Below are 18,185 nucleotides of genomic sequence, written 5' to 3'. Positions count from 1 at the left end.
GGATCGCCGTGGACGTGCTCAGAGCCGGGCGATCACCAAGGCGACGCAACCGATCAGGGGCGGGATCAATTGGATCAGGGCCGGACGCGCCTTACTCGGTGACGATGCCAGCAGCACCACACCGGCCGCCACCATCGAGCCTGCCCCGGCCAGCACCAGCGCGAGCCCGATTCCCTTGTCGCCGAACGCGGTGAACCCCATCCCGATCGCCGCGACAACGGCCAGGAAGAGGTTGTAGAACCCCTGGTTGAAGGCCATCTCCTTGGTGGCCTCCGCGTCGGCCGCGGATATCCCGAACGTCGCTCGCGTCTGCGGTTCGGTCCACCGCAGCGACTCCATCACGAAGATGTAGCCGTGCAGCAGCACTGCCACTCCGATGAAGACCAATCCGATCGCGGTCATCGATCCGCCTCGCCTTTGCCTTTGCCCTTACCTTTACCTTTGCCCTCTGACTTTCCCTTACCTTTGCCCTTGCCCTTGTCGTCGGCTTCGCTCCCGGGATCGTCCGCGATATCGGCCTTGCCACCATTCGCGTTCCCGGCGACATCACTGTGTTGCTGCTGCGGGGCAGGTGCCGATGGTTGGGCGGAGACAGTGCCCGCGGTCAGGAAAGCGGCGAGGATGCCGGTGGCGACGGCGATCTTGTGAGTCGACACGTGTGAGCCCCTTCTCGTGGTGGAAGTGGTACGGCTGTGATCAACCTACGAGCAAAACGGACACATTCCTGGCACCGACCCGCGGACCGACCAGCGACATCATGGCGAATATGCCGTTCGGCGAGGACACTGTGGAGAGACAAGCCAACTCGTCCGCAGGAGGGCACGCGATGGCAAACACTGGGCCGTTCGGCATCGATCCGGAAGACTTCGAACGCGCACTGCGTGGGACGGGAGCCGAACTCAGCGAACTGTTCGGGAAGGCCGCCGGATACCTGGATCGCGTGGATCAGGCCGGCGTCGGTGCGCTGTCGTCGCTGCTCGGTCAGTTCGTCCAGCCGCAGGGCACACGTCCACCGGCGCCGGAGGGCGAAACCACCGGTGAGACCGGCAGCGGAGTATGGGCGATCTACACCGTCGAGGACACCGGTGAGGCCAGGATCGACCAGGTCTTTCCGAACGAGCTCGAAGCATTACGCGCCCACCGCGACAACACCGACGATCGTCGTCGGGTGCGGTTTCTCCCCTACGGTGTGCCGGCAAGCGTGCTGGACTCGCCCTGATCGGGAACCGATGGCGCCGCGTCGTTGCCACTGCAGCGGCGCGACGCGGGCCATAGTGGTCGGATGGGTAACAACGCCACGATCGCTGCCGCGTTCGAACCACTGCTGCGGGCCACATTGGGCCCACACCCTGCGGTGGGGTTCGAATTCTGGGACGGCAGCTCGATCCGGCCCGACGGTGACAGCCCCGGCACGATGCGCTTGCGATCCGAGGACGCGCTGCGCCACCTGGTCTGGGCGCCCGGCGAACTCGGCTTGGCGCGCGCATTCGTCTCCGGCACAGTGGATCTCGACGGCGACATCTTCACGATGCTTCGAGCCCTCCAGTCGACCGCGCCGAACGACGCACGCCTCGGTCCCGGAGCCGCCTGGCAAGCCATCGGCACGGCGCGCCGACTCGGGGCGCTCGGTCGCCGCCCGCGACGACCGCCGGAGGAAGCCCGGCCGCCACGCGGACCATTGCACACCAAGCGTCGCGACGCGGCGGCGATCAGTCATCACTACGACGTCGGCAACGATTTCTACCGGCTGGTGCTCGGACCGAGCATGACCTACTCCTGCGCGCGGTTCGTGCCGGAAGACGACAGCTCTCTGGCGGACGCCCAGCGCGCCAAGCACGACCTGATCTGCCGCAAATTGGGTTTGGCCGAGCAGTCGGGTATGCGCCTGCTCGACGTGGGCTGCGGCTGGGGGTCCATGGCGATGCACGCGGCGTCGACCTATGGGGCGCAGGTCGTGGGCGTCACGATCAGCAGTGCCCAGGTCGAACTCGCCCGCAAGCGGGTCGCCGACGCGGGGCTGTCGGGCAGCGTCGAGATCAGGCTCGCCGATTATCGGGACCTGCGCGGCGAAGAGTTCGACGCCATCTCCTCGATCGGCATGTTCGAACACGTCGGCTCCCGGCGTGCCGCGGAGTACTTCGGCACCCTGCGCGCACTGCTGCGCCCGCGCGGGCGGCTGCTCAACCACGCCATCTCCTCCCCGGGCGGCTCCGTGATGCGGAACAGTTCCTTCGTCGGGCGCTATGTCTTCCCGGACGGTGAACTCCTCGACGTGGGCGAAGTCGTACTGGCCATGGAACGCGCCGGATTCGAGGTCCGTGATGTGGAGGCCCTGCGCGAGCACTACGCGCGCACCCTGCGCCACTGGGTCGCGAATCTGGAAACCGCGTGGGAACAAGCGGTTTCACTGGTCGGCGAGGGGCGAGCACGAGTTTGGCGTCTCTATATGGCCGCCTCCGCGCTGGGCTTCGAGGACGGCGGACTCGGGATTCACCAGGTTCTCGGCGTGGTGCCGGAGGCAACGGGGAACGCCGATATGCCCGCGACCCGGCGTATCTGGGGATAATTACAAGTCGAGGGCCTTCCAGAGCGCGGTCAGCGCGCGTTTGCGACGTGCGGGCGACCACGGGCGCCCCTCGTCGAACCCTGTGAGCACCAGCCCGTCGACCATCACATCGAGGACGTCGCACGCGGCATCGATATCGGGCTCGGTAATGCCCGTGTCGGCCAGCAGGCGCCGCACCCGGCCGTCCCACCAGTCGTTGAACAGATCGAGTTCGGCACGCAGAACAGGGTCGCCACGACTGCCGAGCACGAGCGCCAGCCACACCCTGTGCGTCTGCTCATCGGGACTCAGCACCGCCCATTCGACGAGTGCACGCAGGCCCGCCGCACCCTTCACCTCGTCGAGTACTGCCTCGCCCTCGGCGCGGCGCAGGTCGATCTGACGACGAATCGCGAGGCGCAGCATATTGTCCCGGCCGCCCACGTAGTGGGTCACGACCGAGGTGGACGCGCCGATGCGGTCGGCCACCGCACGAATTGTCACCGCGCCGAATCCCTGTTCGACCGCGAGGGAAAGTACCGCATCACCGACGGCGACGAGTCGGGCCGCGGTATCGACATGTCGAGGCATAGCCACAGCCTACCCGGTTATGTCACACTTGTTGTACAACACATGTTGCACAACTGGGAGGCGGTCATGGAAGAGACAACAGTTGTCATCGTGGGGGCAGGATTCGCCGGTCTGGCCGCGGCACGGGCGCTGCACTCCAATGGTGTGGACGTTCTCGTGCTCGAATCGGCGAATCGGGTGGGCGGACGCGCCTACACCGAGCGATCCGCCGCTGGCACGCCGGTCGATCTGGGTGGCCAGTGGATCGGTCACGATCACGCGCGAGTGACCGCACTCGCGGCGGAATTCGGTATCCGCCTGTTCCCCACCGCTTCGCAGGGAACACCGCTGTTGGTCGACGGCGGTCGCAGGATCGGATCCGCACCGCTGACTACACTCTCGGCCGGACTGGCACTGCTGAGACTGGAGGTGCTGTCCCGCTTGCCTTTCCGTGCGAGTTCGGACCAGGTGATCGTGGCCGACTGGATCGCACAGATTCCCGGCAGCCGGACGCGGCGGTTGCTCGAAGTCGTCCTGTCCGAAGCGCTCGCGTGTGACCTCGACCAGGTGTCGGTAGGGGCGCTCGGGACCGGGATCCGGTCGGCGGGTGGATTGCGGGTCATGCTCGGAACCGCCGGTGGCGCACAGGAATCACTCCTGTCCGGCGGAGCCGGGGGTCTCGCCGACGCACTGGCCACCGAACTCGGGCCGGTGGTGCACCTGAGCCGACCGGTCACGGCCATGACGCGCACGGCCGACGGTGTCCTGGTGGACACCCCGTCCGGACCGATCCGTGCCATCCGGGCGATCGTCACCGCACCGCCGCCGATCGCCGACGCGATCGCGCACGAGCCGCCCTTGCCCCCCGAACGCCTGCGGGCTCAGACCAGCACAGTGATGGGCACGATCTACAAAGCGGTCGCGGTCTACGACACCCCGTTCTGGCGCGAGAACGGATACAGCGGAGAAGTTCTCGACCTGAGCGGTCCGGTTCCCGTCTCGTTCGATATCTCACCGACCGACGGTCCAGGGCATCTGTGCGTATTGGTCCCCGGCCGCGCCGCGCGCGCTCTGGATCGGCTCTCGGTAGACGATCGCCGCAACACCGTATTGGCCTCGCTGGCCGACCATTTCGGTCCGCGGACGATGAACCCGCTGAGCTGGCATGAGAAGTCGTGGCATCACGACCCGCACGTGGGTGGTGGCTACAGCGCGCTGCCGATGCCGGGGACGCTCCACGCCCTGACGCGGGCGGCAAGGCCGACCGGCCCGATCCACTGGGCGGGCACCGAAACTGCGCCACAGTGGACCGGGTATCTCGAGGGTGCGGTGCGGTCGGGAGAACGCGCGGCCGGGGCGATCCTGGCGGAGATCGGGACCCTGCGCGCCGCTACCTGAACTCAGTCCTTGCGACCGATACCCGCCCAGTACCAGGCGCTTTCGGCATCGGCGACGGCGACAGGACGGTCGACGAGTTCGGGTCGCCAGGCGGCTACGGGGACCAGACCCGGCTCGATGAGGGTGGTTCCGGTGAACAGCTCGCTGGTTTCGGAGTTGCTGCGGGGGTGAAAGGAAATGCCCGAAGCTTCCGCGGCGGCCTTGACTCCGGCCATCGCCTCGGGTGCGAAATCCGCGGTGGGATGGGTGATGACCACGTAGCTGCCGGCGGGGACCGCGTCGAGCAGCTCGGCGATGATGTCCTGCGGACGGTCGCTGTCCGGGAAATACATCATGATCGCGACGAGCATGATGGCGACCGGTTCGGTGAGGTCGAGAGTGCTCGCGAGGTCGGGGTGGTCGAGGATGGACCGCAGGTCGTGCAGGTCCGCGTGAATGAAGCGGGTGCGCCCCTGCTGGGTGCTGCTCATCAACGCTCGGGCGTGGGCGAGCACGATCGGGTCTTTGTCGACGTAGACGACCCGCGCATTGGGGTCCAGCTGCTGGGCGACCTCGTGAGTGTTTCCGGCCGTGGGTATTCCGGTGCCGATATCGAGGAATTGGGTGATCCCCGCTTCGCCGACCAGGTGGCGGACCGCTCGGCTGAGGAAGGCGCGGTTGGCGCGCGCCATCGTCTTGATGGCGGGAACATGCTCGGCGATGACATCGCCGAGTGCACGGTCGGCGGGGTAGTTGTCCTTGCCCCCGAGCCAGTAGTCGTAGACGCGTGCTTCGTGGGCGATGGTGGTGTCGACGTCGGTGGACAGCTGGGCACCGAGGGCGTTGTCGGGCATCGGATCTCTGTTCTGATCGGTTTCGGCTACAAGGAGAGGTCGACCGTGGTGGGGGTCGGCCGGAGCGTGTCGAGGAGCTGAGTGGTCTGCTCGGGCGGAAGGGCGCAGACGCACAACCGATCCCAGACACCGTTGAATCGGTCCAGCTCGCTGGGCTTCTCGAGGAACTGGGGGCCCGACAGGTGCAGAAAGTGCGCGATATCGCTCAACTCGGGCGCCGCGAACCGCAGCATGGTGAACGGGGTACCGCTGATAGCGGGGCCGCCGATGTAGTCGGGTAGCACCTGCACAGTGATGTTGGGACGGTCCGCCAGCTCGGCGAGATGTTCCAATTGCCCCTGCCAGATCTCGGACCCGCCGATCGGGCGGCGCAACGCGGCTTCCTCGATGACAAACCACGCCCGGGGCGGATCAGGACGGGTGAGCAGTCGTTGCCGCCGGGCCAGCAATTCGATGCGGCGCTGGATGTCGGTGGCCGGTTGCCGGTCTGCGATCGCGAAGACCGTGTGCGCGTACGAGGGCGTCCACACCAGTTCGGGCAGTAGGTTCGGCGCGTAGCAACGGATCATCGCGGCGGCGTCCTCGAGTGCCAGATAGGTATCCGGTCGCGCGACCGTCAGATCCGGACCGGCCTGCCACCGTCCGGTCCGATTGGCCCGCTGCACGAGTCGCCGGTATTCGTCGCGCAGATCGCCGTCGCGCACGCCGTACGCGGTCAGCAGATCGTCGACGTCGGCGACGCGGAAGCCCACTCGACCGGCTTCGAGTCGGCTGATCTTCGAGTGCGAGGCGCGGATCGCCCGGCCGGCGGCGTCGCCGCTGATGCCGGCCGCCTCACGCAACCGCCGCAGGCGAACCCCGAGTACCCGGCGCAGCAGGGCAGGATCGTCATCCGGATCCTGCCCGGTGCAGGCGCCGGCGACAGCGCTCAAATCCTCACTCACGACCACTCCTGTCGGCAACAAGTTCGCGAACCTGAGTGTGCCACAACCTCTTACATCCCGATGCCCAACGCTCTGCACGTGCAGATGCACGTGCATGGCCGTAGACTCACGAGGGGATCGGTAGGGATTCCCGTTGGGGGCTGGACAATGAAAATGAGTGACATGACTGCGGGATTCGCCGCCGGTTCGTGCGGCAGGGTCGGGATCGCCGAGGTCGTCCGATCGTATGGGATCGACAAGGTGCACAACAGGATCGAGCACCTGCGCGGCACCGGGATGCATTACGCGGCAGCAGCTATCGAACGCGAGCTCGAGGCGCTCGGCTGATCGGGGAACGAGCGCGGCGCCCGGTCGCGCACTAAGGAGCGTCACCATAGATGACGAGCCAGATCGCGCGCCCGAGCGATTCGGCCAATTCCTCCTCCCCGATACCGGTTTCGGCGGCGAAGGCGACCGAGATCGTGCGTTCGACCATCGACGTGAGCACCAGCGCGGTAGCGCGGGGATCGAGCTGCTGTCCGATGTGGCCCGCGGCCTGTTCGACCTCCAGCCGCGCACGCACCAGTTCGGCGAAGGTCGCCACCCTGGAACGCCAGTAGGCACCGACTTCCCGGTCGTAGGAGCCGACTTCGCTGAGGGCGAGCAGCAGATAGCGATGGTCGCAGAAACCGCCGATCATCGCGCGCATCGCTCGCACGACGCCGGCCTGCTGATCGGTGTGCTCGGCGCGCCACCATGATTCCGCCGCTGCGAACAGATCGGTGGTCGCCAATTCCGCCATCCGGATCAGTAGCCTGCTCTTGTCCGGAAAGTAGCGATAGAAGGTGGACCTGGCCGCCCCGGAGGCCGCCGCGATCTTCTGCACGGCGAGCTCGGTGAACGGCGTTCCGTCGGCGAGCAGGTCTTCGACCGCGGTCAGTACGCGACGCTCGAATTCGGCCCGCCGATCGTCGGTGGGTTTGCGCGCCGATCGCGGGACACGGGTCAGCGACGGCATCGGCGATCCGTCGCCGATGCAGCAGCTGATGCGCTGACATTGACCATGCGCCCATTGTGCCCGTAGCGCGGCGGGCGGCCGGGGCGGCGGGGTGGGGGCCGCGCCAATCCCCCTGTCCCGGTTCGCTGTTGACACCTGCGCGCGGCCCGCCTCATCATCAATCGGACATACTGTCCGAGACTCAGTGACCGAGGTGGTTCCCATGGTCGATGCCCCTGCCACCGCGGTCGAACGAGTCGGCGTCGTCGTGGTCGGCACGCGCTGCGCGGGATCGGCGACCGCGGCGACACTGGCGAAGGCGGGCCACGACGTCGTCGTGCTCGACGCCGCCGCTCTGCCGTCGGACACGCTGTCCACCCATCTGCTCTGGCCGGGCGGTCTGGCCGAACTCCAGCGCCTCGACGCGTTGGCAGCAGTCGAAGCCCTCGGCGCGCCACGTCTGACGCGGGCCTACGCACAGGGCGCCGGCTACGGTGTCGGCTCCGGCTTTCCGCCGGTCGACGGCATCGACTACGCGATGTGCGTGCGCCGTACCGGACTCGACGCCGCGCTGCTGCGCACTGCGGTGGCCGCGGGCGCCGACGTGCGGCCGCGCTGTCGGGTGACCTCGGTGGTGTGGGACGGAAACCGTTGCGCCGGTGTGCGTTATCTCGACGCCGCGGGCAAGACCGTGGAGCTCCGGGCCGCGCTCGTCGTCGGCGCGGACGGGCGGCGCAGCACCATCGCCCGGGAGGTGGGCGCCGAACGGCCGTTCCTGACCGTGCCCAGCGGGCGCGACTGCTTCTTCGCGTACTGGCGTGACACCGCCGACGCCCCACGCCACATCGCCGCCCAGTGGCGTGTGGGCGCCGACCTCGGCACCGCCTTCCCGTGTGATGACGGCCTGGTGCTCAGTCTGGTGCAGCCGCCCGCCGTCAGCGACCACGGACGCGGTCCCGGTGCGGCGGAACGCCGCTACACCGAGGCTCTCGCACGGATTCCGGACCTGACCAGCCGACTGAGCGACTGTGAGCGGGTGAGCCGGGTTCGTTCCGCCACCGGCATCTCCTCGTACTTCCGTCGTTCGGCCGGTCCTGGTTGGGCTCTGCCCGGCGACTCCGGACATTTCAAGGATCCCGTCACCGCACAGGGCATCCGCGACGCGCTGCACTACGGACGCACGCTCGCGGAGTCGGTCGTGGAAGCACTCGACGACCCGCACGCACTCGACGCCGCGCTGTCGCAGTGGGAGTGCCGTCGCGTCATCGAGTGTCGCGAGATCTTCCACTGGACCAATCGGCTGGCCCGTGGTGAGAACATGCGGCCCTTGGAGATCGAGCTCTACCGCGCCGCCGTCGGTGATCCGGAGCTGGCGGAGATCACCGTGGGCATCTTCTCTCGCACCCACCGGCCCGCCGAGCTGTACACCCCGACACGCGCGCTCGGTCTCGCGGTCCGCGCATTGCGCCATCAGCGAGCACACCTGCCCGCCGTCCTCACCGACATGGCGCGCGAGATCCGCGACTCGACCCGCGAACGGCGCACCACGCGAACAACTCTGCGTGGCAGCGCACCGCTCGCCGCGCCACCGTCCACGCCGCGCTCTACCCTCACCATCGCAGGTCCAGGAGAACACCATGCCTGATCAGCCGACACCGTTGTCAGCCCCGGTCACCCGCCGCACCGCGTTGCGCGCCGGACTCGTCGCCGGAGCCGCGCTCGCCGTCGCTCCCCCGGTCGCCGCCGCCGGGCCGAGCGCGCGGCGCTCGCCACTGTTGCGCTCCGGCGGCAAGACGGTGGCGATATTCGGTGGCGGCATGGCCGGACTGAGCGCGGCCCACGAACTGGCCGAGCGCGGATACGACGTCACGGTCTACGAACCCGCGTTCCTCGGCGGCAAGGCGCGCAGCATGGGTGTGCCGGGGACGGCGTCACCCGGTCGCCAGGAACTGCCGGGCGAGCACGGGTTCCGCTTCTTCCCCGGCTGCTATCAGCACGTTCCCGACACGATGCGCCGAATCCCGTTCCCCGGCAACCCGAACGGCGTGCTCGACAACCTGGTGCGGGTCGAGGGTACGGTCGCCGGATTCCAGGACCTCCCGCCGATCTTCGCCCCTGTCGAGCTCGGTGGACTGAGCCAGCTGACGCCAGAACTGTTGCACAACAGCATCATCGGCGCGCTCGGGTTCATCCCCGAACTACCCGCGCACGAGCTGGCGTTCTTCGCCAAACAGATGCTCGTGTGGTTCACCTCCAGCACCGAACGGCGCTTCGGCCAGTGGGAATACGTGACCTGGGAACAGATCATGCACGCCGAAGGAAAGTCGCCCGCCTACCGGAAGTATCTGGTGAACGCGCTCACCCGGATCACCGTCGCCGCGAAACCTCAGACCAGCTCGGCACGCACCATCGGCACGATCGGCGAGGCACTCGTCCTCGCCGCGTCCGGCACGATCCCGCAGTTCTCCGGTGGCGTGGACCGTATTCTCAACCGCCCGACCAGCATCGCGTGGATCGATCCGTGGGTCGAGTATCTGCGATCGCTCGGGGTCCGCTTCGTGCTGGGTCATGGACTCGGCGCACTGCGGATGTCCGGCGGCCGCATCGCGTCGGCGACGGTCACCGGCACGAGCGGGAGCACTACGGTGACCGCCGACCACTATCTGTGCGCCATGCCCGTCGACCGCACCGTCGATCTCCTCGATGAGGCGATCATCGACGCCGATCCACGCCTGGGCGGAATGCGAAACCTCGTCACCGACTGCATGGTCGGCATCCAGTACTACCTACGCCGCACGACCGACATACCCGAAGGACACATCGCCGCACTCGGCTCCCCCTGGGCCCTCACCGCCCTGCGCCAAGCGCCCATGTGGGTGGGCGATTTCTCCGCTACCTACGGCGACGGCTCGGTGCTGGAATGCCTGTCGGTCGACATCTCCGACTGGGACACACCCGGAATCCGCTTCGGCCGCACCGCAAAAGAATGCACCGCGCACGAGATCGCCACCGAGACCTGGGCTCAGCTCAAGGCCTGGCTCAACACCGGCACCGACTGGCTGCGCGACGAGGACATCCATTCCTGGCACCTCGACCCCGGCATCACCTGGTCCGGCGGCGACATCCACAACGAAACCCCACTGCTGGTCAACACGATCGGCTCCTACGACAATCGCCCCGACGCGCACTGCGCGATTCCCAACCTCTACTTCGGTGGTGATCACGTGCGCAACCACATCGACCTGGCGACCATGGAGGGAGCCAACGAATCCGGCCGCGCCGCCGCCAACGCCATCCTCGATGCCGCCGACGACCCGAGTCCACGCGCGCAGATCTTCCCGCTGGTATCCCTGCCCGCGTTCGCTGCCGCCAAAGCCATCGATGCCGATCGCTTCCGCGCCGGCCTCCCGCACCTGCTCGACGGCTGAACCTCGTCGACAACGGCCCATTCGCGACCGGGGAATCCCACGTCGACGTTGCGGGCACCGACAGCCGCGTTGGTGCCGGAAAATGGGCAGGTCCGGGGCGACACTGGGAGCCGTGGACATCGACTCCCCGGACAACACCCCGCAGGCGCCCGCGCGGACCAGAATGCCGAAGTGGCTGCCTCGGGCGATGGTGCTGGCCCTGGTGTTCTTCGGGCTGTTCCTGCTCGCCGACTGGGCGTTCCACCGACTGACCGGGCTCCTGATCGTCCTGTTCGTCGCGTTCTTCGTCTCCCTGGCGATGGAACCAGCCGTCGCGGTGCTGGTGCGACGGGGTGTCCCGCGCGGACTCGCCACCGGCCTGGTGTTCGTGGGCACCTTCGCCTGTGTACTTGCGTTTCTCGCCGCGCTGGTGACGCTGCTGGTGGAAACGGCGACCAACCTGGCCCATGAGACGCCGCGCCTGCTCAACGAGGGCGTCGACTGGATCAATCACACCTTCGGTCAGCACTTCACGGTGCACGATCTGAGTCAGCGACTGCTCCACGAGTCCGATCTGATCGAGGGCTACGCCCACACCGCCGCCGACAACGCCTGGGGCGTGTCCACAACGGTCCTCGGCGGTCTGGCCCAGATCCTGACCATCGCACTGTTCAGCGTCTACCTCACCGCGGGCGGCCCGCGGGTTCGGCGCACCGTGTGCTCGCTCCTGCCACCCGCCCGTCAGCAGACCTTCCTGCACGCCTGGGACCTCGCCATCGACAAAACCGGCGGCTACCTCTATTCGCGGGTGCTCCTGGCAATCATCTCCGCGATCGCGCACGGGGTGTTCCTGTCGATCCTGCACATCCCCAACCCCATCGCCCTCGGCGTGTGGTTCGGCGTGATCTCCGCGTTCATCCCGACCATCGGCACCTACATCGCCGCGATCGTGCCGGTGTTCGTCGCGCTGACCGTCGACCCGCTCGACGCGGTGTGGATCCTATTGTTCGCGGTCGTCTACCAGTGGTTCCAGGACTATCTGCTGCAGCCCCGGATCACCGCGCGCACTGTCGACGTCAACGCCGCGATCGCACTGCTGTCCGTACTGGCAGGCGGTGCGCTACTCGGAGCGGTCGGTGCGCTCCTGGCCATCCCGGCCACCGCGACATTGCAGGCGTTCCTGTCCGAGTACGTCAAGCACTTCGCGGTGACCGAGGATCCGCGCATCGAACAGACGACAGCACGCCGGAAACGAACCGCAGCCGCGCCCACCCACGACTGAACCGACCCAATACCTGCGAATCGGGTCCGGGCACCGTTCTCCGAGTGGTAGCGTCGCGCCACCAGTAACACGGTTACTCATGGATGCGGCAGACGTCGAGCCGCACCCAACTACTGCAGCCGCCCGACATCTTCCCGGAAAGGCGGCCCCACCGACGGGGCCGACACCCAACCCATGACCTCCTTGTTCACACGGACGGCGCGACGCTGCGCCGCCGTCGCGGCGATAACGCTGCTGATGCCGCTCGGTGCGGCGTCCACCCAGCCTGCCGCCGGTTCCCCGACGGCGCAGGCAGTGAGCCCGGCCGACTGCCTACCCGGTTCCGTCCCGGAAACCGGACTGCAGGGCGATGTGCCCGCCGCCGACCGTGACAGCGGCCGCACCCGTGACGGATTCCGATGCAATATGCGTCTGCTCGGCAGCTCCGCAGGCCGTGGTGGCGGCATCACCTCGGTGACCTACGACCACTGCGCCTACATCGGCACCTTCTTCCCTGGCAATCTGCTCGGCCCCGACATGGGTGTGCGAGTGCTCGATATCGCCGATCCGACCGCGCCGGTACAGACCACGACCCTCACCGAACCAGCCATGCTCGCGGGGACTTGGGAGAGCCTCAAGGTCAACGCGGCGCGAAAACTGCTGGTGGGCGCGGGTGTTCCCGCACTGACCGGTGCCGGGCTGTTGTCGGTGTACGACATCTCCGACTGCGCGCACCCGCGACTGCTCAATCCGGGACCCGGAACCGATCTGGCGCTGCCGGTGCCGATCACCGCACATGAGGGCGGCTTCTCCCCCGACGGGCGCACCTACTGGGCCTCGGGAACGGCACCCGGTCTGCTCAGCGCCGTCGATCTCACCGATCCGGCGAGCCCACGGGTGATCTGGCAGGGCCTGCCCGGGTTGTCGATGCACGGATTCGGCATCTCACCCGACGGCAACCGGATGTATCTGGCCAACAACATCGGCGGGATGAAGATCCTCGATGTCAGCGCGGTGCAGCGCCGCGACGCCGAACCACGCGTGCAGGAACTGGCCGACATGCCGTGGTCCGACGGCTGGGCCACCCAGCATGCCGTTCCCGTGACCTACCGGGGAACGCCGTACGTCTTCGCCGTCGACGAGGCAGGCTCGGGCGGGGTCAAGCTCATCGATGTCACCGACGAGCGCCGACCACGGCTGACGCAGTCGATCAAACTCGCGATCAACCTGCCCGAGAACCAGGACAGCCTGATCGCCTCGGCCTCGGGCGGCTCACTGTTCGCCTACGACGCGCACTACTGCGCCGCCGACCGGCCGACCGACCCCACCGCCCTGGCCTGCAGCTGGACCTCCTCTGGCATCCGCGTGTTCGACGTGCGCGATCCCGCGGCGATTCGCGAGATCGCCTACTTCAACCCGCCCGCGCGCACCAACGAGAACGCCGAATTGTGGAACTCACCGCACGCGCTCGCCTCGATCATCGGGCCACCGCTGCTGGCGGCCCCGACCGTGGCCCAGGCGATGTTGCAGGGGCAGTTCGATCCGCAGCAGGCCCTCAGTTCGCGCACCGGCACACTGACTTTCGGTGATCTGTCCACGGACTGGTGCTTCTCGCCGCCGGAATGGCGTGGAAACCAGCTGTGGACCACCTGTGCGGACAACGGTTTCGTGGCGCTCGAGCTCGCACCGACGGTGTACACCCCGCCTGCCGATCAGGCATCGACCACCGGGTCATGAACCGGCACAAACTTGTCCGTGTGTCGGCCGTGGCCGGTCTCGCCGTCCTACTGCTGGCGATGGGCATGGCGCTGCGGCCGGTGCTGATCTCGGATGAACCCACGCGGCAGCCGGTGCTGAACGCCACCGAAATCGGCTTCGTGCAGGACATGGTCACCCATCACAGTCAGGCACTGATGCTGGTGCAGCGGCTCGACCCCGGCGTGGAGCCGTCGGTGGCGACGCTGGCCGGCCAGATCGCCGACACGCAGCGCACCGAACTGGGAATGCTGCTCGGCTGGTTGCGGTTGGCCGGCGCACCGGTCACCGCCCCGCATCCGATGGCCTGGATGCACCAGTCCGGGACACACCCTCATCGGGCTGCCGCCGCATCACCCGACTCGGCCATGCCGGGAATGGCGACAACCGCAGAACTCGACCAGCTCGCCGCCGCCCGCGGCCCGCAGGCCGAGGTGCTGTTCTTGCGGCTCATGCAGCGCCATCACTACGGCGGCATCGAGATGGCCGCCGCCGCCGACGCACTGCTCACCGGCGGCGAAGTCGAGCGCACAGCGCGCGGCATGCTCACCGAGCAGGGCCGCGAGGCCGGTCTGCTCGACCTCCTACTCGCTCGACGTAGCGGCTGAACCTCCGCTCCTGATCGTCGAACCACCCCCAAGAATGAAAGTTGCTGACATGTCCGAGTTCACCCGCCGCTCACTGCTGACCGGCGCCGCGGCTGCCGGGCTCGCCCTGGCCACCTCGCGCACCGCCTCGGCCCACAGCGGCATCGCGGTCCGCACCGGCGGCGTGCCGCTGACCAGGCACGAGCGCCGGGCCGTCGTCATCGGTTCCGGATTCGGTGGCGGCGTGACCGCGCTGCGACTGGCGCAGGCGGGCGTCGATGTGCTGATGCTGGAACGCGGCAGAAGGTGGGAGACCGGCCCCAACTCCGAGACCTTCCCGCGCGCTTCTCAACCCGACAAGCGTCTGCTCTGGCACCGCTCCAACCCGGTGTTGTTCGGCCGCCCGATGGTGTTCGAGCCGTACGCCGGTCTGGTGGAGGCGGTGGCCGGGGCCGGGATGACCGCACTGTGCGCCGCGGGCCTCGGCGGCGGCTCGCTGATCTACCAGGGCATGTCGCTGCAGCCCACCCGCGAGGTCTTCGAGACGCACTTCCCGGCCGAGCTCGACTGGGGGCTGATGGACCGGGTTCACTATCCACGGGTCGCCCGCATGCTCGGGCTGGCCACCGCTCCCGACGAGCTGGTCAACCACGAGAACTACCTGGCGGCAAGGATTTTCGCCGATCGTGTGCGCGCCGCCGGCATGCCGCTGTCGAAGATCCCGATGCCCATCGACTGGGACTACGCGCTGGCCGAACTGCGCGGCGAGATGAAGCCGTCCTATACCAACGGCGACGGCGCGATGGGTGTGAACAACGGCGGCAAGAACTCCGTCGACGTCACCTATGTCGCAGCGGCCGAGGCCACCGGCCGGGTCGACGTGCAGACCCTGCACGAGGTCACCGACATCGAACGCGCCCCCGACGGCCGTTGGGTGGTGCGCGTCGACCGACTCGACATCACGGGCACCGTGCTCGAGAACAAGATCATCACCACTCCCACGCTGGTTCTCGCGGCAGGCAGCCTCAACACCACCCGGCTGCTCGTGCGAGCAGGCGCGAAAGGCCAGATCCCCGACCTGCCCGACGGACTCGGCGGCGGCTGGGGCACCAACGCGGACCGAATCTATGTGTGGCGCAACCCGTCCGCCGGATTCGGCACCGCGCAGGGCGGACCGGTCGTATACGGCAGCAAGAACTGGGACGACCCGAACGCGGCGTTCACCGTCATCCAAGCCTCGATTCCACCGCTGACCGTCGACCCCGGCAGCACGATGCTGGTCGGCTACGGCGTGAGCACCGGGCGCGGCGAGTTCGTCTACGAGTCGGGCACCGACAGCGCGACCCTGCGCTGGCCCGGCGACGGCGACCGGGCAATCCAGGACGGCCACATCGACCCCGCCGTGCGCCGCATCGCCGGACCCGACAGCATGCTCCTCGACACCAGCTCGGTATTCCCCTCCACCTGGCATCCACTCGGTGGCGCGAACATGGGCACAGTCTGCGACCTGGACGGCCGGGTGCTCGGCCAGCGCGGTCTCTACGTCATCGACGGCGCACTCATGCCCGGCAACACCGCGGCATGCAATCCTTCGATGACGATCGCCGCCGTCGCCGAACGCGCGCTCGACAACATCGTCCACACCGACGTGGGCACGGTGATCTGAGCCGCCGACACCCGTCGCCGCGCACCGCTGCCCGGTGCGCGAGGTTCAGGATCACGTCGGCCCTCGCACGCCGCCGCATCGGCGAAATGCGCGGGCCGGCGCGACCCGACGTCGCGCACCTGGTGGCCAGGTCCGCGGGCAGCGCGCGGACGAGGTTGGCAGGCCGCAGCCAGACTCCCTCGCGGAGTTCGGCCAGACGAAGCGAGAGCAGCCTCGCGCGCTCGGCCGACGGACGGCCCACAACAGTGATGACGACATGCTCACAGTCACCGCCCCAGAGACGAACAGGCGGCGCGGCGAGCTCGGTCCGACGCGCCCGCAACGCGGGGTCGAGCGTGTAGGCGCGATGCTCACGTACCAGCTCACCCGCGGCCACCATCCGCGACACGGCGACACTGGCTGACAGGATTTGAACCTGTGACCACTTGGCGCGCGTTCCAGTTGCCCGAAACCTACCGATCAGTACCCAATAGTGCTCAGCACCACGCGTTTTCGCGAAGCGACCGTTCTCATCGATTCGCATCAATTCCCATTGATTCCGGTCAAAACTGTGGAGTTTCTGTGGGCTCTCCAGCTCGCCCAATGTGTACTGGCGGACGACGATCCAGGCGGTGCGCTACTACAGTTCAGAGACTCGACCCTCGATCACGGCGAAGAACCGTTGCCGAGCCCGCCTCCCGAATCCGCCACGACTGCGCTACAGCTCCGTGACTCGATCCCGCGCGCCGACGATTCGCAGCAATTGTTGGACCGCTGGATGGTGTCCGCCATCGACGACTCGGCTATCCATGTGGGAAGAACCCGGTGTTTTAGGGTGCACTTCACGAGTCCGGTGCTCACCTTTGCCGGGAGGCACAGGACCCGGCGCAGCGGATCGTCAGCGAGGAAGACCACTTCGGCAGCGGCAGGGAGTTCCAGCTGCTCGGTGTGTCAAACTATCCGCTGGCATTAGGCATACAGGGTTGAGCAGGAAGGCGGGCTGTGGCGAGCCGTGCGGGTCAGGCCAACGAGGTCGGCAGCGTCTTCCGCAACGTCGTTGCCACCCATCTCGCCGTATTCGGGCTCGCCAGCCGCCCGATTCCCGGGTTGGATCTCCCCGACAACGTCTACGCGGTGCGGCTCGATTTCGAGACCGCCGACCCCACAGACGACATCTGTGTGACCTTCTCCGACGGGCGTCGTGCGTTCATCTCCGCCAAGCGAGCGGTAAACGCGGGCGATCCGCTGAAGAAGACGATCGCGGGCTGGGTCGGCCAGGCCCCGCTACTCGGTGAGCAGGATCTGCTCGTCATTGCGGGCGAGGAGTTCACCGGTTCCGCGCGGCAGCTCGACAACGTTCTACAGCGGCGCCGGAAAGGTCAGCCGATGGACACCAAAGCAGAGCAGAGCACGCTCCGTGTGCTGACCGATCTGATCCCTGAAGAGGTTCGCGAGCTGGTCCTCAGCCGAGCACGAGTGCTCACCATCTCGGGAGCGACTGAAACAGGCGAAGCGCGATCGGTACAAGCGGCGATGATGGATCCCATCGTAGGCGGCCGAAATGGCCCCCAGGCAGTCGCCGTTCTTGCCGATCGGTTGCACCAGAGAGCTGGCAAAGCCCTCAGCAGTGATATCGAAGAATGGGTGACCACACTCACCATCGCCAGCCTGGCGCCCACCCCCAACTGGGAAGGCGCAGCAGGAGGCAGAATCGCCGCTCGTCGAGCCGCTGTCGCCGCCTACCTGAAACAGATCGCCTCCAGTGCGGGACGAGTTGATCTGAGCCTGCTTGCGGATGATCTTCCACCGATCGCCGTCGACAACCTCCTCGCCGGCATGCGCGTCCGAGTCGGAGGTTCACGCCAAGGCAGCGACCTGCTGAAATATGTCCGGCGGTGGCGACGTATGTTGCTTATGGGTCAACCCGGCGCCGGCAAATCTGTCGCGCTACGGGAGATCGCGGCGCATTGTGCGACGCATCCTCATGCACCGATTCCCATCCGAGTCGCGTTGCCACGCCTGCTCGAAGGGCGACCCGAACAGATCACTATCACCCGGCTGATCGACGTAGCGATCGCCGACTTCGTGGACATCGACCAGCGGGCACCACTCGCCGAGCATCTGGCCAAGGCCGTCGACAGTGGCGACGTCATAATCCTGGGCGACGGACTAGGTCATGTCTCCCAATCGAGTTTCCGGTTCTCGTCCGATAGGTCCTCGGGTGGGGCATCATGTTCGCCGTGGCGGCGACTGTCGGTGATCGG

Annotated in this window: 17 protein-coding genes; 11 read left to right on the top strand and 6 right to left on the bottom strand. The window is 67.5% G+C overall.

Annotation, left to right across the window (positions count from 1 at the left end; genetic code table 11):
* Positions 1-18: 18 nt before the first annotated feature.
* Together ACFWPK_RS06230 and ACFWPK_RS06225 are read right to left on the bottom strand one after the other, a co-directional pair.
* Positions 19-402, bottom strand: coding sequence for a DUF1304 domain-containing protein (locus ACFWPK_RS06230; RefSeq protein ID WP_378913497.1), 384 nt, complete (start codon positions 400-402; stop codon positions 19-21).
* On the bottom strand, positions 399-656 hold the full coding sequence (locus ACFWPK_RS06225) for a hypothetical protein (protein WP_378913496.1): 258 nt from the start codon (positions 654-656) through the stop codon (positions 399-401). Before ACFWPK_RS06225 ends, ACFWPK_RS06230 begins: the two co-directional genes overlap by 4 nt.
* Before the next feature lie 170 nt (positions 657-826).
* Here ACFWPK_RS06225 and ACFWPK_RS06220 point away from each other — a divergent pair, with 170 nt between their 5' ends.
* Together ACFWPK_RS06220 and ACFWPK_RS06215 are read left to right on the top strand one after the other, a co-directional pair.
* Positions 827-1,219, top strand: coding sequence for a hypothetical protein (locus ACFWPK_RS06220; RefSeq protein ID WP_378913495.1), 393 nt, complete (start codon positions 827-829; stop codon positions 1,217-1,219).
* A 63-nt stretch (positions 1,220-1,282) separates the two neighbouring features.
* Complete coding sequence (locus ACFWPK_RS06215) at positions 1,283-2,566, top strand: class I SAM-dependent methyltransferase (RefSeq protein WP_378913494.1); 1,284 nt, start codon at positions 1,283-1,285, stop codon at positions 2,564-2,566.
* On the opposite strand, the gene ACFWPK_RS06210 is transcribed toward ACFWPK_RS06215, so the two are convergent.
* Positions 2,567-3,136, bottom strand: coding sequence for a TetR/AcrR family transcriptional regulator (locus ACFWPK_RS06210; RefSeq protein WP_378913493.1), 570 nt, complete (start codon positions 3,134-3,136; stop codon positions 2,567-2,569).
* Positions 3,137-3,202: 66 nt separating this feature from the next.
* Between ACFWPK_RS06210 and ACFWPK_RS06205 the strand changes: the two genes are divergently transcribed.
* Positions 3,203-4,513: a flavin monoamine oxidase family protein gene (locus ACFWPK_RS06205; RefSeq protein ID WP_378913492.1), complete on the top strand. Its 1,311-nt coding sequence runs from the start codon at positions 3,203-3,205 to the stop codon at positions 4,511-4,513.
* A gap of 2 nt (positions 4,514-4,515) precedes the next feature.
* Here ACFWPK_RS06205 and ACFWPK_RS06200 read toward each other — a convergent pair whose 3' ends face one another.
* Positions 4,516-5,346 carry an SAM-dependent methyltransferase gene (locus ACFWPK_RS06200; protein WP_378913491.1) on the bottom strand — a complete coding sequence of 277 codons (831 nt, stop codon included), beginning with the start codon at positions 5,344-5,346 and terminating at the stop codon, positions 4,516-4,518.
* 26 nt (positions 5,347-5,372) lie between these two features.
* Positions 5,373-6,290 (bottom strand): helix-turn-helix domain-containing protein, encoded by a 918-nt coding sequence (locus ACFWPK_RS06195; protein ID WP_378913490.1) that lies wholly within the window; start codon positions 6,288-6,290, stop codon positions 5,373-5,375.
* Between the two features lie 162 nt (positions 6,291-6,452).
* Between ACFWPK_RS06195 and ACFWPK_RS06190 the strand changes: the two genes are divergently transcribed.
* Entirely contained in the window at positions 6,453-6,617 is a 165-nt protein-coding gene (locus ACFWPK_RS06190) for a hypothetical protein (RefSeq protein ID WP_378913489.1), read from the top strand.
* Between the two features lie 31 nt (positions 6,618-6,648).
* On the opposite strand, the gene ACFWPK_RS06185 is transcribed toward ACFWPK_RS06190, so the two are convergent.
* Complete coding sequence (locus ACFWPK_RS06185; protein ID WP_378913488.1) at positions 6,649-7,287, bottom strand: TetR/AcrR family transcriptional regulator; 639 nt, start codon at positions 7,285-7,287, stop codon at positions 6,649-6,651.
* A gap of 202 nt (positions 7,288-7,489) precedes the next feature.
* On the opposite strand from ACFWPK_RS06185, the gene ACFWPK_RS06180 reads away from it, so the two are divergent.
* The 7 genes from ACFWPK_RS06180 to ACFWPK_RS06150 all read left to right on the top strand — a co-directional run.
* Positions 7,490-8,911 (top strand): NAD(P)/FAD-dependent oxidoreductase, encoded by a 1,422-nt coding sequence (locus ACFWPK_RS06180; protein WP_378913487.1) that lies wholly within the window; start codon positions 7,490-7,492, stop codon positions 8,909-8,911.
* Positions 8,904-10,694, top strand: a complete 1,791-nt coding sequence (locus ACFWPK_RS06175) for an FAD-dependent oxidoreductase (RefSeq protein ID WP_378913486.1) — start codon at positions 8,904-8,906, stop codon at positions 10,692-10,694. The genes ACFWPK_RS06180 and ACFWPK_RS06175 overlap by 8 nt, the downstream gene beginning before the upstream one ends.
* A gap of 112 nt (positions 10,695-10,806) precedes the next feature.
* Positions 10,807-11,955, top strand: coding sequence for an AI-2E family transporter (locus ACFWPK_RS06170; protein ID WP_378913485.1), 1,149 nt, complete (start codon positions 10,807-10,809; stop codon positions 11,953-11,955).
* A gap of 174 nt (positions 11,956-12,129) precedes the next feature.
* Entirely contained in the window at positions 12,130-13,671 is a 1,542-nt protein-coding gene (locus tag ACFWPK_RS06165) for an LVIVD repeat-containing protein (RefSeq protein WP_378913484.1), read from the top strand.
* 20 nt (positions 13,672-13,691) lie between these two features.
* Positions 13,692-14,297, top strand: a complete 606-nt coding sequence (locus ACFWPK_RS06160; protein WP_378913483.1) for a DUF305 domain-containing protein — start codon at positions 13,692-13,694, stop codon at positions 14,295-14,297.
* A gap of 49 nt (positions 14,298-14,346) precedes the next feature.
* Positions 14,347-15,942, top strand: a complete 1,596-nt coding sequence (locus ACFWPK_RS06155) for a GMC oxidoreductase (protein WP_378913482.1) — start codon at positions 14,347-14,349, stop codon at positions 15,940-15,942.
* A gap of 1,158 nt (positions 15,943-17,100) precedes the next feature.
* A partial coding sequence (locus ACFWPK_RS06150; protein WP_378913481.1) for a hypothetical protein occupies positions 17,101-18,185 on the top strand: 1,085 nt, incomplete at its 3' end.

The sequence above is a fragment of the Nocardia sp. NPDC058519 genome, assembly GCF_042719755.1.
GTDB lineage: Bacteria > Actinomycetota > Actinomycetes > Mycobacteriales > Mycobacteriaceae > Nocardia.
Note: the sequence above shows the minus strand (reverse complement) of the source record. Positions and strands in the feature narration are given on the sequence as shown.

Bases quoted from the DNA above. Each gene is read 5' to 3' on its own strand.
- ACFWPK_RS06230 (WP_378913497.1), bottom strand. From the start codon at position 402: ATGACCGCGATCGGATTGGTCTTCATCGGAGTGGCAGTGCTGCTGCAC.
- ACFWPK_RS06220 (WP_378913495.1), top strand. From the start codon at position 827: ATGGCAAACACTGGGCCGTTCGGCATCGATCCGGAAGACTTCGAACGC.
- ACFWPK_RS06215 (WP_378913494.1), top strand. From the start codon at position 1,283: ATGGGTAACAACGCCACGATCGCTGCCGCGTTCGAACCACTGCTGCGG.
- ACFWPK_RS06210 (WP_378913493.1), bottom strand. From the start codon at position 3,136: ATGCCTCGACATGTCGATACCGCGGCCCGACTCGTCGCCGTCGGTGAT.
- ACFWPK_RS06205 (WP_378913492.1), top strand. From the start codon at position 3,203: ATGGAAGAGACAACAGTTGTCATCGTGGGGGCAGGATTCGCCGGTCTG.
- ACFWPK_RS06200 (WP_378913491.1), bottom strand. From the start codon at position 5,346: ATGCCCGACAACGCCCTCGGTGCCCAGCTGTCCACCGACGTCGACACC.
- ACFWPK_RS06190 (WP_378913489.1), top strand. From the start codon at position 6,453: ATGACTGCGGGATTCGCCGCCGGTTCGTGCGGCAGGGTCGGGATCGCC.
- ACFWPK_RS06185 (WP_378913488.1), bottom strand. From the start codon at position 7,287: ATGCCGTCGCTGACCCGTGTCCCGCGATCGGCGCGCAAACCCACCGAC.
- ACFWPK_RS06180 (WP_378913487.1), top strand. From the start codon at position 7,490: ATGGTCGATGCCCCTGCCACCGCGGTCGAACGAGTCGGCGTCGTCGTG.
- ACFWPK_RS06175 (WP_378913486.1), top strand. From the start codon at position 8,904: ATGCCTGATCAGCCGACACCGTTGTCAGCCCCGGTCACCCGCCGCACC.
- ACFWPK_RS06165 (WP_378913484.1), top strand. From the start codon at position 12,130: ATGACCTCCTTGTTCACACGGACGGCGCGACGCTGCGCCGCCGTCGCG.
- ACFWPK_RS06155 (WP_378913482.1), top strand. From the start codon at position 14,347: ATGTCCGAGTTCACCCGCCGCTCACTGCTGACCGGCGCCGCGGCTGCC.